The sequence below is a fragment of the Chitinophaga sp. genome (assembly GCF_019236475.1).
GTDB lineage: Bacteria > Bacteroidota > Bacteroidia > Chitinophagales > Chitinophagaceae > Chitinophaga.
This window is the reverse complement of record NZ_JAFAIX010000013.1, coordinates 124,324-150,470: the sequence shown is the minus strand read 5'-3', so window position 1 is coordinate 150,470 and position 26,147 is coordinate 124,324. Positions and strand designations below refer to the sequence as shown.

General features: G+C 41.0%; 14 protein-coding genes. 4 read left to right on the top strand and 10 right to left on the bottom strand.

From position 1 onward, the window contains the following. Positions 1-2 precede the first annotated feature (2 nt). Together JO154_RS22625 and argH are read left to right on the top strand one after the other, a co-directional pair. Complete coding sequence (locus tag JO154_RS22625) at positions 3-1,067, top strand: M20 family metallo-hydrolase (protein ID WP_291950068.1); 1,065 nt, start codon at positions 3-5, stop codon at positions 1,065-1,067. Between the two features lie 13 nt (positions 1,068-1,080). Next, positions 1,081-2,415 carry an argininosuccinate lyase gene (argH, locus tag JO154_RS22620; RefSeq protein WP_291950065.1) on the top strand — a complete coding sequence of 445 codons (1,335 nt, stop codon included), beginning with the start codon at positions 1,081-1,083 and terminating at the stop codon, positions 2,413-2,415. Positions 2,416-2,614: 199 nt separating this feature from the next. Here argH and JO154_RS22615 read toward each other — a convergent pair whose 3' ends face one another. The 3 genes from JO154_RS22615 to JO154_RS22605 form a co-directional block, all read right to left on the bottom strand. Continuing rightward, on the bottom strand, positions 2,615-3,022 hold the full coding sequence (locus JO154_RS22615; protein WP_291950062.1) for a hypothetical protein: 408 nt from the start codon (positions 3,020-3,022) through the stop codon (positions 2,615-2,617). Between the two features lie 362 nt (positions 3,023-3,384). After that, on the bottom strand, positions 3,385-3,906 hold the full coding sequence (locus tag JO154_RS22610) for a hypothetical protein (RefSeq protein WP_291950059.1): 522 nt from the start codon (positions 3,904-3,906) through the stop codon (positions 3,385-3,387). A gap of 3 nt (positions 3,907-3,909) precedes the next feature. Next, positions 3,910-5,139, bottom strand: coding sequence for an RHS repeat-associated core domain-containing protein (locus tag JO154_RS22605; RefSeq protein ID WP_291950056.1), 1,230 nt, complete (start codon positions 5,137-5,139; stop codon positions 3,910-3,912). Between the two features lie 93 nt (positions 5,140-5,232). On the opposite strand from JO154_RS22605, the gene JO154_RS22600 reads away from it, so the two are divergent. Beyond that, on the top strand, positions 5,233-5,484 hold the full coding sequence (locus JO154_RS22600) for a hypothetical protein (protein ID WP_291950053.1): 252 nt from the start codon (positions 5,233-5,235) through the stop codon (positions 5,482-5,484). A 79-nt stretch (positions 5,485-5,563) separates the two neighbouring features. Here JO154_RS22600 and JO154_RS22595 read toward each other — a convergent pair whose 3' ends face one another. After that, positions 5,564-6,022, bottom strand: coding sequence for a DUF6000 family protein (locus JO154_RS22595; RefSeq protein WP_291950050.1), 459 nt, complete (start codon positions 6,020-6,022; stop codon positions 5,564-5,566). A 1-nt stretch (position 6,023) separates the two neighbouring features. Further along, the gene (locus JO154_RS22590; protein ID WP_291950047.1) at positions 6,024-7,046 is read right to left on the bottom strand and encodes an RHS repeat-associated core domain-containing protein; all 1,023 of its coding nucleotides are present in this window, start codon (positions 7,044-7,046) and stop codon (positions 6,024-6,026) included. Between the two features lie 734 nt (positions 7,047-7,780). Between JO154_RS22590 and JO154_RS22585 the strand changes: the two genes are divergently transcribed. Next, on the top strand, positions 7,781-8,143 hold the full coding sequence (locus tag JO154_RS22585) for a helix-turn-helix transcriptional regulator (RefSeq protein ID WP_291950043.1): 363 nt from the start codon (positions 7,781-7,783) through the stop codon (positions 8,141-8,143). A gap of 80 nt (positions 8,144-8,223) precedes the next feature. Here JO154_RS22585 and JO154_RS22580 read toward each other — a convergent pair whose 3' ends face one another. The 5 genes from JO154_RS22580 to JO154_RS22560 are packed head-to-tail and all read right to left on the bottom strand — an operon-like array spanning position 8,224 to position 26,133. Further along, on the bottom strand, positions 8,224-8,880 hold the full coding sequence (locus JO154_RS22580; protein ID WP_291950040.1) for a hypothetical protein: 657 nt from the start codon (positions 8,878-8,880) through the stop codon (positions 8,224-8,226). After that, positions 8,877-17,561: an RHS repeat-associated core domain-containing protein gene (locus JO154_RS22575; protein WP_291950037.1), complete on the bottom strand. Its 8,685-nt coding sequence runs from the start codon at positions 17,559-17,561 to the stop codon at positions 8,877-8,879. Before JO154_RS22575 ends, JO154_RS22580 begins: the two co-directional genes overlap by 4 nt. An 11-nt stretch (positions 17,562-17,572) precedes the next feature. Further along, positions 17,573-18,304: a hypothetical protein gene (locus JO154_RS22570; protein ID WP_291950034.1), complete on the bottom strand. Its 732-nt coding sequence runs from the start codon at positions 18,302-18,304 to the stop codon at positions 17,573-17,575. A gap of 16 nt (positions 18,305-18,320) precedes the next feature. Next, positions 18,321-19,526: a hypothetical protein gene (locus tag JO154_RS22565; RefSeq protein ID WP_291950032.1), complete on the bottom strand. Its 1,206-nt coding sequence runs from the start codon at positions 19,524-19,526 to the stop codon at positions 18,321-18,323. A gap of 13 nt (positions 19,527-19,539) precedes the next feature. Beyond that, complete coding sequence (locus JO154_RS22560; RefSeq protein ID WP_291950029.1) at positions 19,540-26,133, bottom strand: DUF5977 domain-containing protein; 6,594 nt, start codon at positions 26,131-26,133, stop codon at positions 19,540-19,542. Positions 26,134-26,147 lie beyond the last annotated feature (14 nt).

Genomic DNA, 26,147 nt, shown 5'->3' with positions numbered 1-26,147 from the left:
CTATGTGGAACGAAAAATTATATGATGTGGCGGTTGCACTGCTGAAGCAGATGATTGCCACACCATCATTGAGCAGAGAGGAAGACGGAACAGCTACGCTGATCAGTGATTTTCTAACTGCCATGGAGATACCGCATGAACGGCATCTAAACAATATCTGGGCATACAATAAACATTTTAACCCGGCGAAACCTAATATCCTGCTGAATTCTCACCATGATACGGTGAAGCCAAATCCGCAGTACACTCGTGATCCATTTAGTCCGGATGTAGTGGATGGTAAATTATTCGGTTTGGGTAGTAATGATGCAGGTGGTTGTTTAGTGAGTCTCATCGCTACTTTCCTACATTTTTATCATCGGGAAGATCTCAAATACAACATCATACTCACTGCCACTGCAGAAGAAGAAATCAGCGGTAGCAATGGTATAGAAAGTATTATCGAGAGACTGCCAGCCATCGAATTTGCTATTGTCGGCGAACCGACGCAAACACAGTTGGCCGTAGCAGAAAAAGGCCTGATGGTATTGGATTGCACCAGTACAGGTAAGGCAGGACATGCTGCGCGTGAGGAAGGAGAGAATGCCTTGTATAAAGCATTGCCAGATCTAATGTGGTTTAAGGATTTTCGTTTCCCTAAGGAATCCGCAACATTGGGGCCAGTGAAGATGAGTGTAACCGTTATCAATACTTCCAATAAAGCACATAACGTAGTACCAGCAGATTGCACCTTTGTAGTGGATGTACGCGCCAATGATCAGTACACCCTGGAAGAGTTGTTGGAGATCATTCAGGCGAATGTGAAATCCGATGTAAAGCCACGCAGTATGCGTATGCGACCATCCTTCATACCAATGGATCATCCGTTTGTACAGGCAGGTATTGCAGTAGGTAAAACCTGTTATGGATCGCCCACCACATCTGACCAGGCGTTAATCCCTGCTACCAGTGTGAAAATGGGACCAGGTGATTCTGCGAGGTCACATACCGCTGATGAGTACATATATCTCTCAGAAATAAAAGACGGGATAGACAGTTATATAAAATTGCTGGAAGCCATTAACTAGAAATATCTGAATTATGAAATTGTGGCAAAAAGATAAGACATCACTGGCAGCAGTAGAGAAATTCACCGTAGGTAAAGACCGCGAGATGGATGCCTTCCTGGCGCCATTTGATGTACTGGGTTCTATGGCCCACATCACCATGCTGGAATCTATCGGTTTGCTGGAAGCAGAAGAACTGACAGTATTGAAAGCAGAACTGCGTAAAATATATCAGGAAATCCAGGAAGGAAACTTTGTACTGGAAGCAGATGTTGAAGATATACACTCTCAAGTAGAACTCTTGCTGACACGTCGTTTGGGCGAAGTGGGCAAGAAGATACATAGTGGTCGTTCCCGCAATGACCAAGTGTTGGTAGACCTGAAACTGTTTCTGCGTCATGAATTGCAACTGATCGTAGAAGAAGTAAAATCACTCTTCGATCTGTTGCAGCAGCAGAGTGAGCAGTATAAAAACCACCTGATACCAGGTTATACGCATTTACAGATAGCCATGCCATCCTCTTTCGGATTATGGTTTGGCGCTTATGCAGAAAGCCTGGTAGATGATCTGACCATGTTGCAGGGAGCATATCGGGTAGTGAATAAGAATCCACTCGGTTCTGCTGCAGGTTATGGATCTTCGTTCCCCCTTGACCGTGAGTTGACCACCGCATTGTTAGGTTTTGATACCCTTAACTACAATGTAGTGTACGCACAGATGGGTCGTGGTAAAACAGAAAAGCTCGTAGCATTCGCCCTGGCAGGTATTGGTGCTACCCTGGCTAAAATGGCCATGGATGCTACTATGTTTATGAACCAGAACTTTGGTTTTATCAGTTTCCCTGATGAACTGACTACAGGTTCTAGTATCATGCCGCATAAAAAAAATCCGGATGTATGGGAACTGATTCGTAGTCATGGTAACAAATTGCAGGCATTGCCGAATGAAATTGCCATGATGATTACTAATCTGCCTTCCGGCTACCATCGCGATTTACAACTGTTGAAAGAAAATCTTTTCCCTGCTTTCCAAGCACTGAAAGATTGTATTCATATGAGTAAACTGATGCTGGAAAACATTCGCATTAAGGAGAATATCCTGGATGATGAGAAATACCAGTATCTGTTTAGCGTAGAAGTGGTGAACAACCTGGTATTACAGGGTATGCCTTTCCGTGAGGCGTATAAGAAAGTAGGAATGGATATTGAGCATGGTACTTTCTCTCCTGAAAAAGAAGTGAAGCATACGCATGCAGGTAGCATTGGCAATCTGTGCACAGCACAGATTGCTGGTCAAATGGAACTGGTGCTGAAAGGATTCCCTTTTGAGAATGTGGATAAAGCTTTGGAGAAATTGCTGAATAGTTAATTACTTTTGCAGCAGATAAAGATCAAATCTTTGTTGACGATAAAGATGAAACCGGGTAAGTTACTTGCCCGGTTTTTTATTTTTGGGTAGGCATTTGTTCTCCTGAACTAGTAATTACGAAAGCACAAAAGGGCTATTAAAGGATATACCAGCCTAGATTATTGAAGGCTAAAATATTCATGGATAAAGGGAATCATATTTACAAGGCAGGAGCTCCTGTACCGTCGACAGTAACTTCTTCGGCAACTCCGTTATTAATCACGCGTACTGCATAACGATCCACTCCATTGACAGGTTTCAGTGCAGTAACATCATACAGTGCAGCGCCATATTTAGTTTCGAATGTACTAAGTACATCGTGAGGAATATAATCTTCCATTACCGGGAGTGCAGGTTGAGGCCATGGAGGCATGGAGTAATTATTTGTGTTTTGAGGCGCAATAGGAGTCATGGAAATATAACGATTATGCTTACGTTCCCTCCTTTCTTCTTTTCTTTCTTCCTTACTCATTTTATGACGATGACTGGCAGATGCTGTTGTTGGTATCATAACGACTGTCATCATACCCATACTAGCTGCTAATAAATATACTATCACCTTTTTCATAGCCTTAATTTTTTTAGATGAATAGAACCTATTTGCACTATAAAGTTCCGACAAAATAGATTAAGAAGTGCATTTGTGGCGAGGTCTGGGCTAAGGCCGATCTCGGCCATAAGAGGGATAAGTAGCTGTTGTAGAAGATTTAGGGAGATATAACAACTTGATCAGTTAGGGAGAATTTTAACATAGTATATATAATGGATTGGGTAGATGTAAGTATCATTCTCCTAATCATACATTGTAGCCGCCATTAGTATATTAGCAAAAACTTCCAGTCGATGTTTATGGGAACGGGTGCATTTAGAGCTTTATCGATACAATGCTTACCAAAATTATAGAGATATTTTAAATGAATGTCATACAATTCATCTCCGTCCCCATTTCATATTTTTATTGTACACTACTGGCCTCAAAGAAGGATCTTGTTCTACATATTCTTTATTAGGCAACACAGATAACGCTTCATCAATCGATACTTGAAATTTTGACGACCAATCAATCCAGAATCCATCTTCCTGATCATTGTCGATCAATTCATCAACAATAAAAACTTTCTTACTAGGTTCCACCAAGATCCATTGGTATGGATCTTTACTTTGGTCATGAATAACAATATCTTGAGATATCTCTTTCGAAAGTGGCAACGCTATGTCAAGAGCATTGTATACTTTTCTATCCAAACAAAAGGATTCTGGACAAATCAAAGTTAATTCCATTATAAATTCGGTAGGAATGCGAATTAAAATATCGTACGAAACTATGGGCTCTAAACTTTCTCCCATTACATTATCAATTTCGGAATCCTTTAAATTCAAAATTTTCTTAATGCCATTAATCACTTTACTTTCAGAAACCCCATCTCTAAAATTCAAAATGAAATGAATCATATCTTAATACTTTTTAATAAAATCTTCAGCAAATTCTCTTTCTGCAGGTGTTACCTTATTACCTTGCAAAGCACGATCTACCGCATGTGCTGGCGTGTTTTTTAATATTTTGATTGCTCTTATCTGGCCTGGGGTTACTTCCATAAAACCATTTCCACTAATCGGATAAAGGGTCTTTCCTTCATTTTTAACTCCATAGACATTTCCATTTATTAGTAGATTTCCTCCTTCTATAACAGCAAACTTTCCACTATTGTAAGATGCCAAGTCCTCACTCAAGGTCTGTGAAGGTGCTAAAGTTGTATTCCCAGTACCAACTTTACCGCTTGTAGCAATTTGATGCGAATTTAATTTATGTCTTGAATTAATTTGTGCTTGTGGGCGGCTTTTGGGGCTTGTATTACCATCATTCTTAGCCTGAGCCTGCGGAATCGAAATTGCCCTGGATAATAAATCATCTGTTATTTTCTTAAGCGCAGCTTGCTTTGCCTGGCCTTGATACATTGCTTTTCTAAGCGCAGCAAAACGAGGATCTAATTTACCAGCTCTGATTTCAGACTCAATCCTTACATCATACTCATCTTTAGCCATTCTTTCCAGAGCTCTAAAAGCCCTCATCATGTAGCCTTTCGGATCCCTGTTAAGCTCCTCGAACGCCCTCGCTTTAGCCTCTCGTTCAAGTTCAGTTTCAGGAACCAAACCACGATGCATTTCTTCTATTTCTGGCTCTCTATATTCTAATGCTTCTCTCTCCTCTTCAGCGGGTGCCTCCTCAGCACCATCCAGATCAATATATTTAATGGGTTTATTACCAGCAAACTGATATGGTGTATAGAAGGCATATTTCTTCGTCAACGGATCCACGCTCAAAAATCGCCCTAATCTCGGATCATAAATCCTCATTCCATAATCCTGCTGATTGCCTTCCCCCTTGACCTCATTATCATTCTCCTTGCCATTAAACCCATACCTATATCCTCCATTCGTCGCGCTGCCACCAGTACCGCTACTTCCACCGCTGCCAGTTTCCGCAGCTACTATCCTTGCGTCAAATTCATCAGATACGCCGGTATCAAACCCATCTTCAAAACTAATCGAATTGCTCACCAGGTATTCCGATGGCTGATTGCCGCTTCGACTATTTACTGTTAAATCTACCGGGATAGCGCCTCCACGTGATACAGTCCAGTTCCCGCTGGTATCGAGACTCCCCCCACGACCAGGCATCAGCATGCCAAACGGATAATAATCATGGGCGCTTAGCCTAAATAATTCAAAGAACTAGTCATTACTAAAAATAGTAATAATTACTAAAAGTTATACAATATGTATGGTGGAAAAATGACTAGGAGAGAGCTTTTATTTCAGGTGTTAATAAAGATTGCACAACTGTTCGGCATGACCGTTGACGAACTAATACACCTGGAAGGTAAAGTGCCCAGCGACGTGAGGGTGGAAGATAAATCTATCGCGGAGAAGCTGCGTCTAATTCAGCAGCTGGAAGATGAAGACAGGCAAGCACTGCACCGGATCATCAATACAATGCTTACCAAGTCTAAGTTTAAAGAGTTCTTTTAGAAAAATATGATAGATAAAATTGCTTTTTCGATCTAATATTGATCTTTTACTATCGATAGAAATTGTATATCCTTTATTTCTATTTTGCTCGTAAAAATTTCAAATAATTATTCATCTTATTCTCTCCTTCTGCCCATTTAATATCAGCTCTTCTGTATTCTAGACACTCTAGGGCCTGAAAGATCCATTTATTCTCCATTGAAATATCTTGATATTCCCTAAGATAGCGAGTGAATAATTCAATGGATTCATCTTTATCTTTCATTACTAGTACAGCCAGGATATAACCTTTTATTTGTTTTCCATCCACTTCCGCAAACAGCATATCTATTATCAAATTCAAAAATTCAACTTTCCTATTAAACACGATACAAAAAGTCGCCAGTAGTTTTTCTCTCCACCCTTCTTTTAAATAGTTAGAAATTTTATTATTCGTCATCATGATGCTGTATATCTCAACATCCCTTCTGAAATCATCAGGATTGAATAGATTAAAATTCGTTAAACATCGCAAAATATCTTGCTCTATTATCAACATACTATGGTATATATAATGGGTTTGGAATAAACTCTCCGAGAGATCCATCTTTGTTATATTTATATGCGCCTTTTATATCTGTATTTTTAATTTGTGTGGGCACTGCTATCTCCTGCTCATACGAATATCCATGAGGACCGAGTTTCGCATTTACGTCAATTCCATTAGGTTGCCATTTAATAACATATAAATAATCTCCATATTCTGCATTAAACCCTTGAATCTTTGTAGTGGAAATAAACCCACTATTCTTTGGATTATATTTTACATGCTGTTCCAGATCATAGTTATCACCTTTTGCCTTAAATCCATTCAAAAATTTGTCCGAAGGAAGACTGCTGCTTTCCCTATATAATTCTATTTCCTCTTTTACTTTAGATTCAATTCTAGCAATGCCTGTCTTTAATCCAATTGAAGACATAACATTAGCATAGAAAATATCATTCTGGGATGCAGTCCCATTCTTTACTCTTTCAAAAATCGCTGCTTTTTCTTCAGCACTCAAATCTTTCGAAGGATCATTCGTTAAATGCTCTTTAGCAATCTCCCTAAGAACCTGCTCCGCAGTTTTAGGCCGTATGGGGACATCTCCAGTGCCTAGTTCCACCGGTTCAAATATCAATTTCAAGAATGTGTAACCTGGATTTCCTCCAGTATACTTACCAATCTTCCCAAGTATCCTAAGCGTTTTCCATCCGGACCCACTTTTGTTTTCCTCTGGCACCATTGTTCTCACTTGGTACCTCCGTATAGTAGGTTCTGCTTTAGTCTTTGTTGGAGGATCAACAGTATTAGATACGGCTGCCGACATCCCTGCAACATCTACAAGGTAAATAGGACTATTTTCAGCGTACAAGAACGGACTAATATCAGCATAACCTGCGGCCAAAGGATCAACAGACAAAAACCGTCCTACTCTTGGATCATATATCCTCGCTCCGAAGTCCAGGCTATTCCCATCCCCCTTCACCTCATTATCATTCTCCTTACCATTAAACCCATACCTGTAGCCTCCCGTCGCCACACATCATAGCTATACCATGCCTGGTATAAAAATTATCATCAAAGAACTGTCGACAAGTTATATTTTTTTCAGATGCAATTTTCAACTGAAACAAAAAATTCTTTTCCATCCGGGGCACTTCGCCAGGTGGGGTTTTTCAGTTAATAGGAGCCGGGGCAGGTTTTGCCCCGGTTCCTATTATTTTAAAACATGTACTGACTACGGTACAGCGTGCGCAGCTGAGGGCTCCCGTAATGCTGACATTCTAACAGCAGCTGCCGCGCCTCATCTATGTAATGACGGAGCTCTATATCTGGTGTCTGGAACAACATGCCAGTAAGTTTATCCAGGGCACACCGATTACAACAGGTATCCAGGCGCGGAGAATAATTAAATTCCGTTCCGCATACCTCACATTCAAAAGTTCCGTAATCCGCATCCAGTGAAGGATTGATAAAACGTAATAATTCCATATGATCTATTTTACAGGTTAAAAAAACGCCGGCCGGCCGGCAGCTTTTAAAAGAAAAAAGAGAAAAAAAGAAAGCCATCTCCTCAGCCGCCGCCGTTCCACACGCCAAAAGGAAACGGAATAAATGTGTGGATTACCGATGCCGATTGGCTTGATGTCGCTGGTGCAGGATAAAATGTTGATGCTATATTCTGTCGCTTTATGCCGTAGTCTTTTGGCTGCTGGGTTTTATTATCCGCTGATAGATAGGTAACGCTGGGGCGGCGGCTATCTTTGCTTTCTATTGTCGCAAAAACACAATCTCGGCAATCGTATACTGGAACTCCGTAAATCTAAAGGATGGTCACAAACTGAACTCGCTGATAAAGTGGGGATTTCATACGCCCAGATCGGACGCTATGAGACTAAAGGTGCACAACCACCCGCGGAGGTAATTAAAAAAATCGCAGAGGCATTAGATACTTCTGTGGATTATCTCATCTTCGGCAGTTCCGCTGATAAAGCCAGTGAAGCAATGCATGATGCAGAGATCATCAGGTATTTTAAAGAGATTGAAGCACTGCCGCATGAGGATAAAGATGCACTGTTGAGAGTGATCGCGGCCTTTATTAGAGATGTGAAAACTAGACAAACATATACACACTAGATTTCCCAACCTATAAGCATTAAAAAGAATAGCCGACATGTTTGCATGCCGGCTATTCTTTTTAGTCCATGGATATACTACTATACAAACTTAAAACATTCAATTTGCTCAAATTCTAATCCTGAAAAACCTAGATTCTTATACACTTGCAAGAAATTTTCTGTAGCATATAATGCTGTACCCAATTTAGGAAAGGAAAATAAATCATAATTATTGATTAATTCTTCTTTCAAATAAACAAGTTGGGGAAGTATTTCGAAACGACGTTTTTTCACCGCATCGTTCATTTTTTCCTCAAAATCTATTTTATCTTCAGAAACAAATTCTATATCATCTGCTAATATCCCACGTGCTATGAACTTTGATCCTTTATAATTGATATAGTCATAAAATTGGTAATCAAATAGGTTTACCCAATACTCCCCTTGATATCTCATATTCCGAGCTGATGTAGTTAAAGTTTGAACAGGTGGTAACTTTAGTTCTTTGATGGCAAATTGTGCCTTATCACTGAACACCATTCCACGCGGCATCATACAATCAACAATATTTAAAAAGTCAGTTAATTGCGCTTGTGCGGTTAATTCAATACCAGCAATAACTTTAGATAAATCCAAACTAAAATCAATAGACTCATAATCAGTTCCCGGATAGTATTTAAACTGCCCTTGTGGGACACTCCCAATATCTTTTAAATTGGTAGAATATTTTAAATAATAAATTGAAGTATGGCTCATAATTGTTTCCCTGAACTATTTAGTTCTCTAAAGTACTCATTTATTCGTTTGTCCACTTTTTTAGTATCTTTTAATAATTCTTCAAAGACATTATTAATCTTTTGATTCATTTTTCTTATTTCTACTTCCGCTTCAGGTAATGAAAGCTTGGAGTTTCTCACTGCCTCATCTATTCTATCTAATACCTTCTGAACATAAGTATTGTACTCAGGATGCTTGGAATGCATACCATCTGCAAGTCCTCTGGTTGTACTATATTTCGGTAATATTGTACCGTTCTCAAGCCCTTCAATATCAAATAACTTAGCCTTTGTCAATTTTTTTATTAATGGATGCTCAGCCAAGCCTCTAGGTACTATATGGTGAATCTCCCAGCTAGATGCAAAATCAACCCACTTTGTTCCAAATCGTTTCGCAGACCTATTAAAGTTTTGAATGAACTTTTCCTGGAGGGAACCACCAACTTTGCCAGCTACAAAAATGAAAGTGGCTTCTGTTAGTCCAGCCTCCAATACTTCTTTTCTTGATGTACGACGAGGATCTAACAGAGTAAATAACGTATTCCCCCCAGGTAGCCATGAATAAATTCCTTTTTGAAAGTCTAGCACTTTTTCTGACTTCTCACTCATAGAAGAAAATGCATCCTTTCCGCTAGCTGCAGAAGCTTGCCTTTCAGACTCAACCTCTACGTCATTGGAATGCCTGCTTCCAATTTGCACAAACATCTGAACAAATTGCTTAAATAAGGATGGCTCTTCTCCAGCTCCATTGGCATCAATAAAGGCAATCGGCTTATTTCCAGCAAAAGAGTACGGAGTATAATGTGGGTACTGTCTTGTTAATGGATCCACACTCAAAAACTTCCCAATCCTCGGATCATAAATCCTCATTCCATAATCCTGCTGATCTCCTTCCCCCTTTACCTCATTATCATTCTCCTTACCATTAAACCCATACCTGTAGCCTCCCGTCGTCGCGCTGCCGCCACTGCCGTTACTTCCACCGCTTCCAGTATCCACAGCTACAATCCTCGCTTCAAGTTCATCAGATACACCCGTTTCAAACCCATCTTCGAAAATAATGGAATTACTTGCCAGATACTCAGATGGCTGATTACCACTTCGACTATTTACTGTTAAATCCACCGGGATAGTACCTCCACGAGAAATAGTCCAGTTCCCACTGGTATCGAGACTCCCCCCACGACCAGGCATTAGCATGCCAAACGGATAATAATCATGGGCGCTTAGCAACACAGGCTCATAATGATCTATCGTAGTGCCATCAGTAGAAATAGCACGCTTACGGTCAGATACAGTTTCAAGAACGTTGCCTAGGTGATTGGTTAATTCAAAGACCTTATTACCTCTGGTAAAGATATTATTTATTCCATTACCTGCGCCTTCTATATAGGTAGTATCCGGATAAGTACGGTTTTCTACATTAATAGCCTGATTAATAACACCTAATCTACTACTACCATAAATATCTGTTTCGATCAGACTCAATTGACCACCATTAATACCAGCATTCCCATTACTGTAGATTGACATCACATTACCTGACGCGTCCCGCACATAATAGGTACCAATACCGTTCACCTGCTTACTGATCCTGTTACCCGCAGCGTCATAACTATAACTTATAACTGTATTGTCAAACTTCTTAATGCGGCTGATTTTACCATATACCGTCCAGTAGATGGAATCTATTCCTCCTCCAGCATCTCTTACCAGATTTCCGATCTTATCGTACTTATAATTGCCTGGTAGCTGTTTGTCTATATCATTGGTATAGTTGGCAGAATCTACAGTGTCGTCAACATAATTCAGTTGATTATTATTAGGGTTATAGAAATAGGTGAGTCGATCCATTGCCAACTGATTACCTGGAACCATCGTATTACCATTACGGTTATAAGTCTGGATATTACCATTGGCATCATAAGTCACCTCCTCTTTGAAATCAGGTATAGCAGCAGGCAGCCAGATATTGTTACTGGTATTCAATCCTTTGGCGGCCGTCATACTGCTTATACGGTTCAATACATCATATTTATAGGTATATAACAACGGATCTCCCAATGATGGGATGTTTACACCCATTGCGGCGATATTACCATTGTACAATGGCCTGAATAGTGCAGTATTACTACCGGCTCCCTTTGCAATTTTATCAGACAGGCCGATTGCCTTATAATCATTGTCTCCATAATAATTCAAGGAGAAGGAAAAGGCATCTTTAGGAATAATAGTATTAGTACCACCATCTCCACCCATATCGCCATTAGCTCCAATAACACCGCCATTCACGCCTTTCAGCCAGCCTTGTAAGGTATAGGCATAATCAATACCTTGTACCTGCTGCTGACCGATTACGGCTCTTGCTAGCGGACCATGTTTGTAGTAGCTGTAGTACGCATCCTTTTCCCAATGGAAATCATCTGTACTAGTTTCTACATCTGTAATACGATTCTCTGCATCATAGGAATACCTATGGTAGAAACCATCTATTTTCCCCGGTTGATAAGACACCTTGTTTACCTTACCAGATACAAGATCATAGTCATAGGCAATAGCCTTAAACCTGTTCATCTTATTATCCATCACCGAACCTCTGAAGTCTTGCAATAGCGTATCTACATTCCCATGGATATCATAACTATAGAATGTACCATGGTTGAAGACAGACATATCTGCCACATTATTCAGATAAGCGACCCAGGACACCCTGTTTCTGAGATTTTTTTGTGTGATCAATTCCGTAGATCCAACAAGCTGGTTATATGGTAAATCATAGGTCGTTTGAACAATCTGTGTGCGGGTGCCTCCCGCATTATTGATCCAGCTTGCTAGGCTGTTCTGATTCTTGCTGATGGCATCTGTCATAGCCAATGCAGATGTAATCTCTCCCACTTCAGTGATACGACCTAAATAGTCATATAGCGTATAACTGTAAGCGTTATTATCAAGCTGACGACTGTTTTGTGAAACCGCCAATCGGCCCAAACGATCATACCAGAAATGGCTTTGCCCTCCATCGGGGGATAGTTGATCAGTTACCTGATTCAAGGAATTATACCTGTAACGGGTGGTCAGTTGATGGTTTGGCACCAGGCTCATTCCGGCTTTACGGGCAAGGCTTACCCTGTTTAACCAAGAAGTTGTAGTATCCAGACTTACGCCGGCCGGAGGTACCGTCATGGTCAGGTTGCCCGCTTGATCGTAATAATAAAGGGTATAATGATATTCGCTCTGTGAATGAGATACTGTAAACTGTTCGTTTTCTGATGCTTTCAGACAATTGCTGAGATATCTGGCTGCAAAGTCGGTCTTCACAGAATCAATTTTCGCATTATATATCTCTGTAACGGTATTGTTAATAAAGAAAGTACTATCAGAACAACTATTGATGGTATCCATTGCCGGTAATTCAAAAGTTGCCCTGGATTGTCCGCATAAAGTAGGTCCGTAATAAACATGATAATCCTCACTAGTGCCACCTGTACCACAAGGCAATATACTTGCTGTAGCAGTAAGGGGGGCTTCCTGCTGTGAAATCGTTCCGAATACAGTATTAGGCAGTGTGCTTTCTGTGGTCGAATACTGTGAAATAGTATAAGAATTAGCTAATGTATCAGCAACAGCGGCAACAGCAGATTCACAGTCTGATGCTGCTGATGGCTTAAAATTATAGATGGTGGGTTTACCACTGTTATTACCTAATGAGATTACTCTATTTCCCACCATACCTGTCCACTTCATATTCCCATTTGCGTATGTCAGCTTTTTGGCCCAGTTGACTGTTCCCGCACTACTGATACTGAGCAAATATGCCGGATAACCTGAATTGTTGATATCCGGCGCCCAAAGCATAGAACCATCTGGCTGAAGGCTCGTCATCAGCCAGGAAAAAGTACCACCTTCCACAGTGGCTACCTGCCGCTGCCGTGTAATTACCCCCGCAGGTGTAACATCTACAAAAACTCCCGGACCATTTGTTGCTGCATTACTTCCAGATTGCACCATGCCCAATCGGTAAGCCCCGTTTGGCATCAGTGTGAAACTGCTGATGTCGGATTTTTTCGCACTTTCTAATGAATAACTTTTTATAAAAACACCTGTATTTTTATTCCAGCGGAGAATATATGGTTGAAACAAAGCGTTGCTTACGGTACTTAACCCTGCCACTACCAGGGTGTCATTATCTTCAATAATTCTTTGAGCAAGAGAATTCGTCCTAACAGCCAATTGCTTACGCCATAATAAATTACCTGAACTGCTTATAACACCAGCCATCCATTGCTGTACTCCTCTGTAATTATAATCACCGGTAAATGCATAGTCGCCATTTTTCAATTCTATCATCTCACGAACCATTTCCGGCTGGCCTCCATTAATGCCCTTATTCCACAAAATCGTTCCAGCAGAATTGAACTTGACAATAATACCAGCGCCATTTACTGTAGTCGGAGCACTTCTGGTTAATATATCATCCGTGTTAATAGTTACCGAACCATCCGCCGCGCCACAAGCCAAAATACTCCCATCTTTTGTAACCATCACGCGATAGAAGAAACTATTAGAAGTACTTATCGAATTGATATATTTCTGCCATAAAGGGTTTCCTTTACTATCCACCTTAAGAATAAATGGCATATCTGAAGCGATAGGGATACTTCCGACAAATACAAACCCACCGTCTGGAGTGGGACGACCATCCCTGAGCGTTACATTCCTTGGAAGAGTAATCGCGGAGGTAACAAAATTCGGTGTGGAGATGATTGAGTCTACATAATAGGAGTGTTTGCAACTGTCAATAAATGCCAGATATTCTCCGGCTTGGTAATTAAATCCAAGCCTGCTGTTCATATAGTTGGCAAATACCTGATTATACATTTGATGAAGTGAATCAATGCCAGTGCTATCTGGTTTAATGCCAGGATATGTTTGCAGGAAACTATTATAATAATTATTAACAACAATGCAGTTAGTACATGGCGGCGGATTATAACACTGAAACGCTGCCGGAATTACCAGTGGCCTGTCGTTATAAACACAGCTACCCATTCCAATACAGGCATTCAGCAGATCATCCAACTGTGTTTGTGTTAATTGTATTTTTTGTGTTCTTAAGAGATATTGAGCAAATGATTCTCCGGAAATATGGGCCACATTATATTCATTTTTTGCGGCAGTTATTTTAGTACACTCGCAATCAGCCGGTCTAGAATAGGTGGTTTTGGTGATGGCAATATTCTGCGCATAATACGGCGCAGGCATAGTAATCATTGACGGACAGCCCTGTGGTCGTTGTGGGTTTGGATGATTGCTATTAAAATCAGTTAATACGAATTCAAATGAGGTATCTCTCATTCCATTTCCACGAGGAACTGAGCTAGCGCCATAAGGATGATCGACGTCTATGCTAGCTTTACAAACCGCCAACAACCGACTTTTGATTTCAATCAGGTCATTTTCTGTATACTTACATGGTTGCAATTGTTTCATCCATGTAGCTATATACATATTACATATTGAATCTTTGGAGGCAGCATTCGCTGAATCAGAGAAATGCTGTACCGTTGCTTGGGAAACTCCAGGAAGCAAAGCACCATATCCGTTCTTTTTAAGCTGATCTGCCGCATTTCCAAAATGCGTTACTTTGCCGGCTTGTGTCAGCTCATTGGCAGTGATACTACCATTAAGATTGTCAATCGCCTTGGAAATCAGCTCATCTCTCCGCGCTATATACATTTCACGAAACGATCGCCAGATCATATTCTGATCACCAACACAGGTATTTTTAGCACTGAATACATCGCTGTATCCCTGATAAGTATCTATACAAGAACCATCCTGGCAGGCAATCGCTGCCGCAGACACACTATAAATATTATATTTCTTACTGTCGCCAGCATAGTTATAGGCCGTCATGAAGGCTTCCACATCAGAAAGGTTTTTGTTACTCATCGTAACAAAAGGGTCCATGTTTGTGGGAGTTGGTGATCCATAGGCGAGGCGGCTTGAATTATTTGTTGGATTAAGATATCCTTTAGCTAATGCTTCCTGATAAGTATCTACCTTCCTTACCTGATCGGACCATTGTTTACTTGGATCATAGCTGCTGTATTCCTTGTACTTGCTGTATTCAGGATGGTAAGGCAAAAGCTGTTCTGCCCAGGATGCTTTAAACTTCGCGGTAAATTGTTCCGGCGACAGCAACTGAGGTATCACATCTTTCTGTGTCATCTCATCAAATACAACAGCGCATTTTCCATCTGCATCCAAATAAACGATTGACGGATTTTTGTATGGAGGTATACGCTTATCATCTGAGCTGAAAAAAATAGAGTACTTATCTGTTACATCACCAGGATTTGCATATTGTCCGCCGGGAGGGATAAGATCCTGCAGCATAGCGGTCTTAATCCTGTCAGTTTCGTTGGCGGTGTTACATAATATTTTGCAATAATCCTGCTGTTGAGCATAGGCTGCTGCAATCTCAGCCCGGTAAGAGGCTGAATCAGCAACATTCAGACCAGCTCTTTGCATATATACGGTAGAGAAAGTAGCAAGTGGTCCCAACTCAGCAAGACAAGAAATACAGGTAGGTGCACACCCTTTATTATTTAACAGTGTACGTTGCTCCTGGGTAATCACCTCCTTACTAATACAAACGCTCCCAGGCAGAAATACTTCATCACGATACCGGTTCATCTCCGCTTCATTGATCGTCAGTGATTTTGTTATTTCATAATTACCTTTTCGTAAGAAAATCGTGAATGTATCAGAATAAGGTCCTGAAATAGTTTTGGTTTTAATAAAAGGACGTTCGTTCTCCAGCAGCAAGTTCTGAACATCATCTGTAATTTTTATTTCCAGGTCATACTTACCGGTATAACTGACGTCATTTTTATTACAGTCTTGTAGCTTTAAAACAGGCGGTACCAGGTCATATTTGAAGAAGTAAACGCCGTCAGATTCTACCAATAATGATTTCCTGGTGGTCAGCATAAAGTCCTTTACCTGCGTATTGGAAGGGCCACTCAACGTATCAATAAGTTGTTTCGGTATATTGGTCGGTAAACCATTCAACTGTTTACCCTCATCTGTACCGGCCAGCGCAGTAGCTACGGTGCGTCCGTGCATATCTGTATAGGTTACGGACATTTGTCCATTTGCATCTTGCACCATATTTTTAAAATAGTGTGATGCATCCCCAGCTTCTGTACCAAACAAACGATCCAGTTCCTGCTGGCTTGGGCTACCATAATAATACCTGGTGGCATGACCACCATTGATCCTGAATGTTGGCCCAACACCACCCTGCTTGCTGATCCTTCCTGTATTGTCGGGTGTATACATTATTTCAGTAAATGGATAGCCTTCGGCATCAGGAATAAAGGCATTAGCGCCTTCATTAGCTTTAGGGTTCTGCGGAGAATAATATTGAGAAGCGCCTCCATTACGTCCCATCTCCGGAGCTGCTCCTGAGATAATATCTCTAGGAGAAAGGATCGTATCATACTGCCCCTTATCATATTCCTGCCCATTAATACCCGTATTAAACCTGGCAGTATATTGAATAATATTACTCAGGGTAGGAGCAGGAAGTACCTGAATGGCAGGGCGTCCCTGCTTATCATACAGGGTTTCTGCCACGACAGTTGTATTGGTGGTATTATCTTTTGTAACGGTTTGCCGGTTCATGAAATTACCATCGAAATAATTCACTACCGCCTTTCGCTTTCCTCCCTCGGCATAAGAGACCGAAGCCTGCCAGTTGAGATTATGCTGGTGCCCCGGATAACTAATGGAAGCCACACCTCCGTTGGCAACATTACTCCATAATGTTTCCAACCTGCCATTATTAGGCTTTACAGCAACTGCACGTACGCGTACATACAGAAAGCCGCCATTATCGTATAACAATGGAATATTATACTTATTACTCTCAACCGTTACTCTTGTTGTATTATTTCTGAATAAGGTTTCATAATTGATAGGACTACCATATCTGCCACTGGCTATAACACTTGAATCAATATACGCCCACTCCACGTCATACACATCTGCCCCCAACACATAATTCCAGCTTACAACCGCTTCATCCTTATCTGCACTAACCGGGTCAATCTTTATATTTTTTACGGCATCAGTTGTTCTATCCAGCTTGAAAGATGGCTTAACCATCATTTCATTTTCTAACATTACAGTTGCTAAGGCTGTATTATTAGTAGAAGTGATACCCAGGAGTTTTACTGTTACCTGGTGCGCATTACTGAAAAGAAAACTAGACCTGTTCGTATATGCCTTACCGGTATCATATCTCAATTCCAATTGTTTTTGCATCGACCGCTGGACTTTATCATTACCTATATAGGTGATCTGCAGATTAGCGGTTACGGTAAATGAACTATTGATATAGACAGAACTATATTCATTTAGCTTTAAGGTAATGGCATTTTTCAGCGGATATTGACTCTCCAGTTTATTCGTCAGTGTAGCATTGAAAAACACACTGTCCTGAACAGAAATTTCCGCATTGGGAACAAGTTCTGCCGAACCGTTCAATACCTTTTTGATCGAGGTATAGGATTGGGACTTAGCCACTACAACAATTAACAACTGTAGTAGCAAAGCGCCAAAGATGGCTAATAATCTATATTTGGGACGCATCAAAATAACTTTTAAAAATTAGGGCTTGCAAGGAATACCTGATAGTCGGCATACTTCGGAGATGGTTTAAACACATTCCCCGTCCTTGTAAAAAACATATGCTCATCAAATGTGGAAGGGTCAACCTTTTCAGACTTGAATCCAGAAAATACACTACTGATAATAACATAGGTATCAGATGCTGCCTGAGCATCCGCATCTCCCGGCTTCTTAACCTGCGCCTTCATAGACATAATCCTGAGCGCAGTTTCATCTATCATGACTTCTAGTGTTTTACAGGATGCATTCTCATCATATTTGAAAATAATGGAAGTCATCTGCTTGACTTTCTTCATGCTGCAACTGACAACGCCGGTTTTCTTCAAGGCTGCAGTAATCGCTGTTGTTGGCAATTGGACACTTTCCGTCAATTCTGAAGGCCTGGAGAGCATCATTAATTTATCCTCCTTGAATATGGATATACTATAGGATTTATTTTTTAGTAAGACGACATTCCCTATGCTTGTCAGACAGTCTTTACCGCTCATTTTTATTTCACCAGTCAATGAATCCGTAATTATATTCGGCTTATCGGCGGCAGCATAGGTATACTTCATCTGAAAAGACATATTGGCGGAATCATAGGCGTTTTTCACGCGCATCATTAGGGCAGTAGCTTTTTCAAGATCATCCTGTGCCATCAGGCTGCTGCTAAAACTGATACACAACAGTAAGAATAGGTATTTAGGGATAAATAGCTTCATAGTATCAGAGTTTATCTTATTTAATCAATGCGCTTCTGGTTTCTTTGATTGTCATAATACCCCTTTCTGTTTCTTTCTTTACCCTTACCAATGTGCCATCATCGTCATATTCATAGAAAGTAGCATAGTTATTTTCATCCAGTTGCGCCATCAGACGTAAGGTGATGGGGTCATACGCATAAGATTGCATATTGGCGTTATAAGGATGAATACGGAGGTCATCGAAATATACATCGGCCGATGCGGTTAAATCCACTGTCATATAGGTAGCATCAGCCGGGATATCCAATACCTCTTCAATACGTTGCCATCCATCAATGATATTGCCCGATGGTTTACAGGTAATGGTGGCACCACCAGCTCTTACGGTCACTGTTCCTTTCGTATAGGTGCTGCAGTTACAGTCATTCTTTTCTTTTATCCATACACTCAGCAACATTTTCTTTCCAGGGTAGGGGGCAAATGAAGGAATGATCACTTTCGTATTGGCTCTTATTCCTTGCAATCCAACGCCTGGTGTACATGCCATATTTCTCTTATTAATGGCAAAGTCAAAGTCAGTTACATCAGTAGTCGTCAAATAGACGCCTATGGAGTCTTTATGTCCGCCAGGAATAAGCAATGAATATATACCTGTATGCGCTACCGTACTATCAATCCATTGTTTATATGGCAGAAAATCAAAGCCCTTACTTACCGGACAAGCAGTGTCATAGGCTGACATACCATAACCATAGTCTTCAAATCCATCATAGGCCACCTCCTGATATCGTGCATTTTGAATAACGGCAACGGGTAATTCATTATCGTAGCCGTACATCCCAGCGTTATATCTTCCCAGCGGATCTTTATTCTCCAGCTCAAATCCTTTTACATTATAAATCGTCGATTGCTGATTCCATACCCAGGGAGTATCTGTATTTGCTTTCCAGGCATTATTATCGCGCTTCCAGAAAGGAACATACGCCGCCAGTGTTCCGGCCTGGCGTATGTTAATATCCTGTGCGGCATTCGTTTCGGTCCTGTTGCCATAAAAAACATAGGTCGCCTGCGGACGCCAGTTCCCTGCAATTCCCAGGGTATAGGGGTTCACCGCAGTATCAAGAATGGCACTGTAACAGGTGCCACTGGTATCGACCTTAAAAGATCGGATACCAGTAGCGGATGATGGATTCATCTTGAACAGAGAAACCAGTAATATTATTGTTAATATCTTTTTCATGTAAATCATGTATTTACTTGATGACATATTCAACACTAGGGACTAAAGTATAGGTGGTATTAGTAGTGTAACCATCCGTTGGCACTACCTCAACAGGAGGTTGCCCTTCCCATTTTCGATACTTTACATCATCCATCAATAGTTGATTTGTAAGTAATACAGCACCGCTTTGATTACTGATGGTGAATGTGTATGGGTCTTCATATGTGTCTGTTGGCAATGGTTGATCATCCTGCCAAGCACTTCGAACACTGGTCGCCTTCAGCAGAATGGTAGCTTGTGGCACAACATAAAGCATTGTGCAGGTGGCGTCTTTATAAAAATCAACACGAATATCACCAGAGTCCCTGGTATAGCTTTCTGTCGAGTTTTGGCCACTTCTATGTCTGAAATTGACAATGCTCAATTTTGCATAGAACTGGCATTTACCATACATTCTGGCATATTCCTTCCCTTTATCTTGCAAATGAATCTTCGCTTTCTGATTGGCATCCGCCAGACTATATTCAGATGAATCGTATCTGGCAGGGAGGGTATAATCTATTGCTAACGGAGTTAAGCCATCAGGGCAATCATCTTTATAGAAAGTCCCCGGTTGCGGATCACTGTAGAATATGCATTTTCCATTGGCGTTGGCATAACTGTGGCCTATCCTTGCTACTTCAGCTCTTGCCATATTGTTGGCATCTTCTACACTTATGGTGGAACTGAATGTATTAGCCGGTACAACAACCTCTACGAGGCTGCCTTCGCCATTGGTACCACAATCAAGTTTACGATACCAGTCTGATTGTTTTTCATTATAGTATGCAGGACAAGGTGTCTGTTGCTGGGCTAGATACATACCATTGTACCGCAAGTAAACCTGTGCCAAGTCATCAGCAACTTCTTGGCTTACAACAGACCAGAACTTTTTGGCTTCCACTTTTATATTAACAGTAGTAGACGTATTGCCGCAGACAACAGTAAAATCTTGGCTAATAGCCGAGTTATAGAAAGTATCAATGATAACAGCAGGTACCTTGTGGTCAGGAACTTTCCAGAACTGGTTATAGGTTACCATAGATGCATTCAATACCTGTTTAGACTGATCAATTACCAAGTGGTCTCCCATCATTGGGTTCCCTTTCATGATTACCTGTCCGCCGGATGCAGCAATGTTTCTACGGCCGGAGCGTATAATCTTTATCGTCATCTCATGGCCTGTTAAAGGGGAGCCATCCTGGTTGATAAAATAAATATCAGGAGTACCCTTAGTCAGCATATTGGCATCAATAGCCCATGCCTTGTAAGCGCCAGGCCAACGGGCGAGTTTATAATCACATTCGGTTCCAAATACTTTCTTTTTGGAATACACCAGTATCTCATCTCCACTGAAGAAATAATCAGCAAGACTACCAGTTAAACCACCTGTAATTTTACCATTGGTAATATCAATACCTTCCAGCACGGTTCCTATATTCTTATAGGCGCCGGCCATTCCTTCATAGATCCATGCGGCTGGATAACTGAAATGATACACCCTGTCATTATATTCGTTTTGTACACTGGTCAAGGCCACATCGCCGGTTTCCTCATCGTATAACAGGTTATGCGTTACTACTTTGCTACCTTTATCAATAGCTACCACACTGTCCAGTATGCCATGACGATTAATCACCTTGGTAATACCCACGGAACGGAACCGGTTCTCCTCACGTTGAGGTAGTGGAATCAGGGACGGTATTGTCGCAGGGAAAATACCAATAGTAAATATGTCAGAATTAATACCATATGAGCCGCTATTGGTGAGCGTTCTCTGTTCACGCAAGTCTACCATCAACTCCACATCTTTACCGATAACACTAGTATTGATAGTGCCATCAGCAGATATGGTAGATACCTCATTATTAAGATGTTTCTCTGGCAACTGCTGATTGTCTACTCTATAGAAATTCTCTGTATATGTGATATAATTATTTGGATCAGACTCTGAGTAAACAGCATGAGATTTTACCTGACCATGCATATCATTCAATTCTACCTTGAACCCTTGAGAAATGGTGAGATAATGAAGGGTATTGACCTTCAGGAAATCTGCAAGGTCATTTTTGAAACGTTTTTTGGTAGCATCATTAATAGTGGTCCGCTCCGTTATGACAGGAAATTCCTTGGCTGTATAAAAACAGGTCTCTTCAAATCCGTTAGCAGACTTTGTTTTATCTCTATTAATGGTTCTTACACGAACCTTTGAATATCCAACACTTGCTGCAGGGAAGAAAGTTTCACCTAAAGGTTCTTCGGTATATCCCATCACCACAGGAGATAATGGTGTTACTTCTTCCATATATTCAATGGGTAATCTGAAAGGATTCTCTTCTCCGCCGGCCATTGGCTCATATGCTGCCACACCACTACTGATTACCAGCGTATCTTTATCAACAACTTTAGTGGTCGTATACTGATATTCTTTTCCATAGGTGGATTCCCGTTGCCCCGTCATTTTGTTCCAATGGTCATAACTGATGATGCTCTTCACACGTAATCCACCACCATATTTTTTATAGTTCGGATTATTGAGTCTCACCAATGATCTGGATGGATCAAATTTGCGCGCCAGTTGCCTGATTTTCGCCTGTCCTTCAAATTTGGTTATCAGTTCAGTGATATTACTTACTTGGTTAAGCAAAAGGTGAACTGCCGCCTGTGCACCATTTTCGTCAGCTCCTACATCAGAACCCGGATAGGCTTTTGATGGTAGGTTTTGCTTCATAAAGTTAAAAGCGGTAACCACCAGCGGACTCGAAGGCCCAAAGGAATGCCCCATTTGATCTATTCCCTGTATTTTAATCCAGATAGTCTTTCCGCCATTATAAAAACCATAACCTCCGTTTGGATCTAAACGGGCATAGCAGGAAACAGGCTCATAACCTCCGCCATAGCCATCATCAGGCACCTGTATATACATCCGAAAGTAAATCTTACCGATTCCTTCCAAATACTTATTATATAAATCTGCATTGGAGGTTACAGGTATAGGTACATTGATACTGATATACTTATAATCCAGTCCTCCCGGAATACCATAAAGATTATTTGAAATATCATTATCTGTTCCAGGTTTATTCATACTTAAGCCAGCTACCTGAAATAGCTGCATGGCGCGCCTGTTTTGAACATAGGCATAATCATCAGCTTCATAATTGACCTTCATAGCGCCTCCGGCCGGTGTTATAATAGAGTCCAATGTCCATGCGGCCGCAAACTTCGCTGCTGTGGTACTATCCTGAATAGCGTATGGGAAATCTTCGTTACGTATAACCTTTCCTGGTACAGATGCCGGATTTTTTGCCGGATCTTTATAGTTACCCCAACGATCATAATACTGAGAATTATAGTGTGGGTTGAGTTTGTTATAATTAAATACATAGGCATTATTCCGTCCTTTGGTATTTCCATTATAGGAAAACCAGACTCTTTTAAGCGTCAGCTTTCCGCTGTCAGCAGGATAGCCGGCACCATTGATGCCAGGGCACAGCTCATAGCTATACTCAAAATGAACTGATTTTATAGGAGTTGCTTTAGTACCATTCTTTCTATAATCGGCTTTTGTATACAGATCTATCCGTTCCAGCTTTTTGGCGCCATTCACTGATTTTACACCGGTATTGCTAATCTGCAACTGATCTTTTCTGTCGCTCAGAAGGAATACAGCTATCATGTTTTTAGACTCTACGGAATTGAGATACCACAATTCTTTTGAGCCACTGATATAACTTCCTCTGTCATCACGATAATCAGATCGGAGTCCCGCATTATAAGTGGCCATATCATTGTATGGCACTCTCCATTTGTATGGATTGGCTGCACCAGCGGTTTTTGTATAGTTAAACCGGATCGCATTTCCTATATCATCATCGCTGATACCATTACCGGTAACATCCACATAATCGGGAGAAAGAATGCCCGTAAGCAGGAACGAATGCGGATAGGAAGGCATGATTTCAGCGGAATAGTACTTGTCGGGGCCACTAATATCATCGTTAAATCCTGGTGTATATTTTACCAGGGCATTTGTTGTATCTGCACCATTTTTATCTACGTAGAAACTTGCTTCCTTCTGTTCCAGGTTATACACTGGTATGCCATACACATATTTTTTTCCATCTCCATTCAACACACTTACTTCTGAAATATGATTTTCTTTTCTGTAAGAGGTAACACGTTTCTCCATCGTCACTATCTTGGAAGTACTCACGGTATCACTAACATCCGGCAGAAAGAAATATTCAGGTGCTATTGGCTGAAACTGATCATTCGGCCCCATCGCTTCTGATTTCCAGGATAGTTTTAAAGTTGCTGCGGATGGACCATTATAATACAACATTCTGAGATTATAGAGACGCCCGCCCTCCAGATAAAGCGTGTCATAATGATCATACGCACCATGTTCGGTCATATCCGATGAAATGGATTCATTATTCAGGAAAAATGAGAATCCATCATCTGAATTTATTTTGAAGATATATCTGCCAGATTGAGGGACTTTCAATCTCCCCTCATACTTCGCCCTGAAGAAATCATACAATGCGGGCTTCATTCCTGATCTGTTAAAGTCTTTATTGTTATTGAAGTTTAGATCAGGTTCGATCACGGTATAAAGAGAATCTTTGGTGCTATAACCTTCAAAATGATAATAAGTAGCCCTCAATCCATTTCCTTTTCCTACAAAATCGACAGGTGTATTTTTAGTGTGAACAGTAATATCAGGATAGGTATTCAGGGCATAATTCTCTACATATTTTGACAACCCTGCTTCCGAAGCCTCCTTGGCTGTAAGAAAGGAAATTACCTGTGAACGTTTTTCCCTCGCTGGCTTAGCGGATGTATTGCTGTTCATTGGTATATCAGCCTGTGGACTGGCATTCTTATATGGTGTTAGTTTGGCCTCAGTTGAAATAAATGGAGACAACCATGTTCCTTGATTTAACTTGGCAGTTACTACCATGTCCCCGCCAATCCCATCATAGAAACTGCGGGAATTGATGGTCTTTTCTCCAGGATTTCTGAAGTATACCGACTCAAAATTCTTTTGTGTCTTTCTAAATCCTATTACTGATTTCAGTGGATTTTCATGTTCCCATAGTCCTGTTCTTGTATAGGATCTGGATGCGCCCAGGTCTATACCGCCATGAAATAAATATCCAATACCCAGATCTCCACTGGCATGGAAAGAATTATCCCTGGTCGTAATTTCCGCATCAAATACATAGCCGATATCATTACGATAGCCTCTGAAAGTGCCTCCTGTACCCTCACCACTGATAGAGAACACATCATAGGTATAGGAAGGCACAGCAATATTGGGTACTGCCGGTTTATCACGATAAGTGATATCACGTTCACGGTTAAAATCCATGATGGCAGTGGTATTTGTATAGCCGTTCTGATAGTTCAGGTATCCAAAAGCCGGCAATGAAAATCGTTGATCTGATTTGGCTACATACTGCCTGTTCAAATAACCGCTGATAAAGAGGTTAGGAAAAACGACGGTCGCACTTGGTCCGGCTTTTAAGGTAACCGCAATATTCTCACTGGTATATGGTATCGTAGAGGAAGGAGTATAACTTGGTGAAACAAAACTGATATATGAACTATGATTTTTACTAAACCGATCCTTTTGACTCACTATTTCATCATCCCTTACTTTATGTATTACTTTGTCATATTGACGAATCCCTGCAGACAGTTGGAATCCTCGCATACCAGATCTTGTATTATAGGAAGTTCCTATCGAAAATGCACCAGTAACTGTGCTATGGTCTTTCTGTTCTTTTCCTGGAAGTTCATAACCCAGAGAAGGAGACATGGTTGCTCCCCCTTGAGAACTGTTGGATAAGGATAACCCACCTGTCATTGCTCCACTATTCTTGCTTCCAAGACGGATATTGACATCTGTAGCCGTCTCCAGACCCCAGCCACGAAGTGAATTCTTGTAAACACCGAGACTAAACCCTGCTTTTATTCCTCCCATATTCTCAGGAAATCCGACCAACTCTACATCCGCTCCAGCAGTTACACCTACTGTTTTATTTTCTTCTACCTTTATTTCCTTGGTGATGGAATCGGTTCCATTGAAATCATCCGGAAGGCCACGCATATTACGAGTAACCGCACCGGGATTCAGATTCCATCCAAGTCCAACCCAGCTGGCTTCCTGATCCATGGATACGCCACTGTTGTACCCAAGCGTCAGCGGATATCCGCCTACATCTATTAACGGAATAGAATAATTAAAGTCTCCGCTGAAAAGATTCACCATATTGTCATTACCTGCAGAATGGAATGTTTCCATTTCCGGCTGGGTAGGACCTCCGTCGTCCATGGTTTTAGTACTGCTTAATGCCGCTGCTGGAGGCGGTGGAGCCGGCGCATAAGTTTCCATGGGAATTACACGCGATGGTACAGCACTACCAATTGGGTTCCGTTTACTATTCTTTTCAGCTACAAGTGGGACATATGGAACGGCCGCCTGTAAATGCAGCGGTACTACCGTTTCTACATATAATACAACAATCAACAGGCTAGCAATAACTTTCCTGGCACTCGAAATTCTTGCCAATATCATTTAATAAATATTTA

Coding starts and splice junctions, on each gene's coding strand:
- JO154_RS22625 (WP_291950068.1), top strand. CDS start 3: ATGTGGAACGAAAAATTATATGATGTGGCGGTTGCACTGCTGAAGCAG.
- argH (WP_291950065.1), top strand. CDS start 1,081: ATGAAATTGTGGCAAAAAGATAAGACATCACTGGCAGCAGTAGAGAAA.
- JO154_RS22615 (WP_291950062.1), bottom strand. CDS start 3,022: ATGAAAAAGGTGATAGTATATTTATTAGCAGCTAGTATGGGTATGATG.
- JO154_RS22610 (WP_291950059.1), bottom strand. CDS start 3,906: ATGATTCATTTCATTTTGAATTTTAGAGATGGGGTTTCTGAAAGTAAA.
- JO154_RS22605 (WP_291950056.1), bottom strand. CDS start 5,139: ATGCTGATGCCTGGTCGTGGGGGGAGTCTCGATACCAGCGGGAACTGG.
- JO154_RS22600 (WP_291950053.1), top strand. CDS start 5,233: ATGTATGGTGGAAAAATGACTAGGAGAGAGCTTTTATTTCAGGTGTTA.
- JO154_RS22595 (WP_291950050.1), bottom strand. CDS start 6,022: ATGTTGATAATAGAGCAAGATATTTTGCGATGTTTAACGAATTTTAAT.
- JO154_RS22580 (WP_291950040.1), bottom strand. CDS start 8,880: ATGAGCCATACTTCAATTTATTATTTAAAATATTCTACCAATTTAAAA.
- JO154_RS22575 (WP_291950037.1), bottom strand. CDS start 17,561: ATGCGTCCCAAATATAGATTATTAGCCATCTTTGGCGCTTTGCTACTA.
- JO154_RS22570 (WP_291950034.1), bottom strand. CDS start 18,304: ATGAAGCTATTTATCCCTAAATACCTATTCTTACTGTTGTGTATCAGT.
- JO154_RS22565 (WP_291950032.1), bottom strand. CDS start 19,526: ATGAAAAAGATATTAACAATAATATTACTGGTTTCTCTGTTCAAGATG.
- JO154_RS22560 (WP_291950029.1), bottom strand. CDS start 26,133: ATGATATTGGCAAGAATTTCGAGTGCCAGGAAAGTTATTGCTAGCCTG.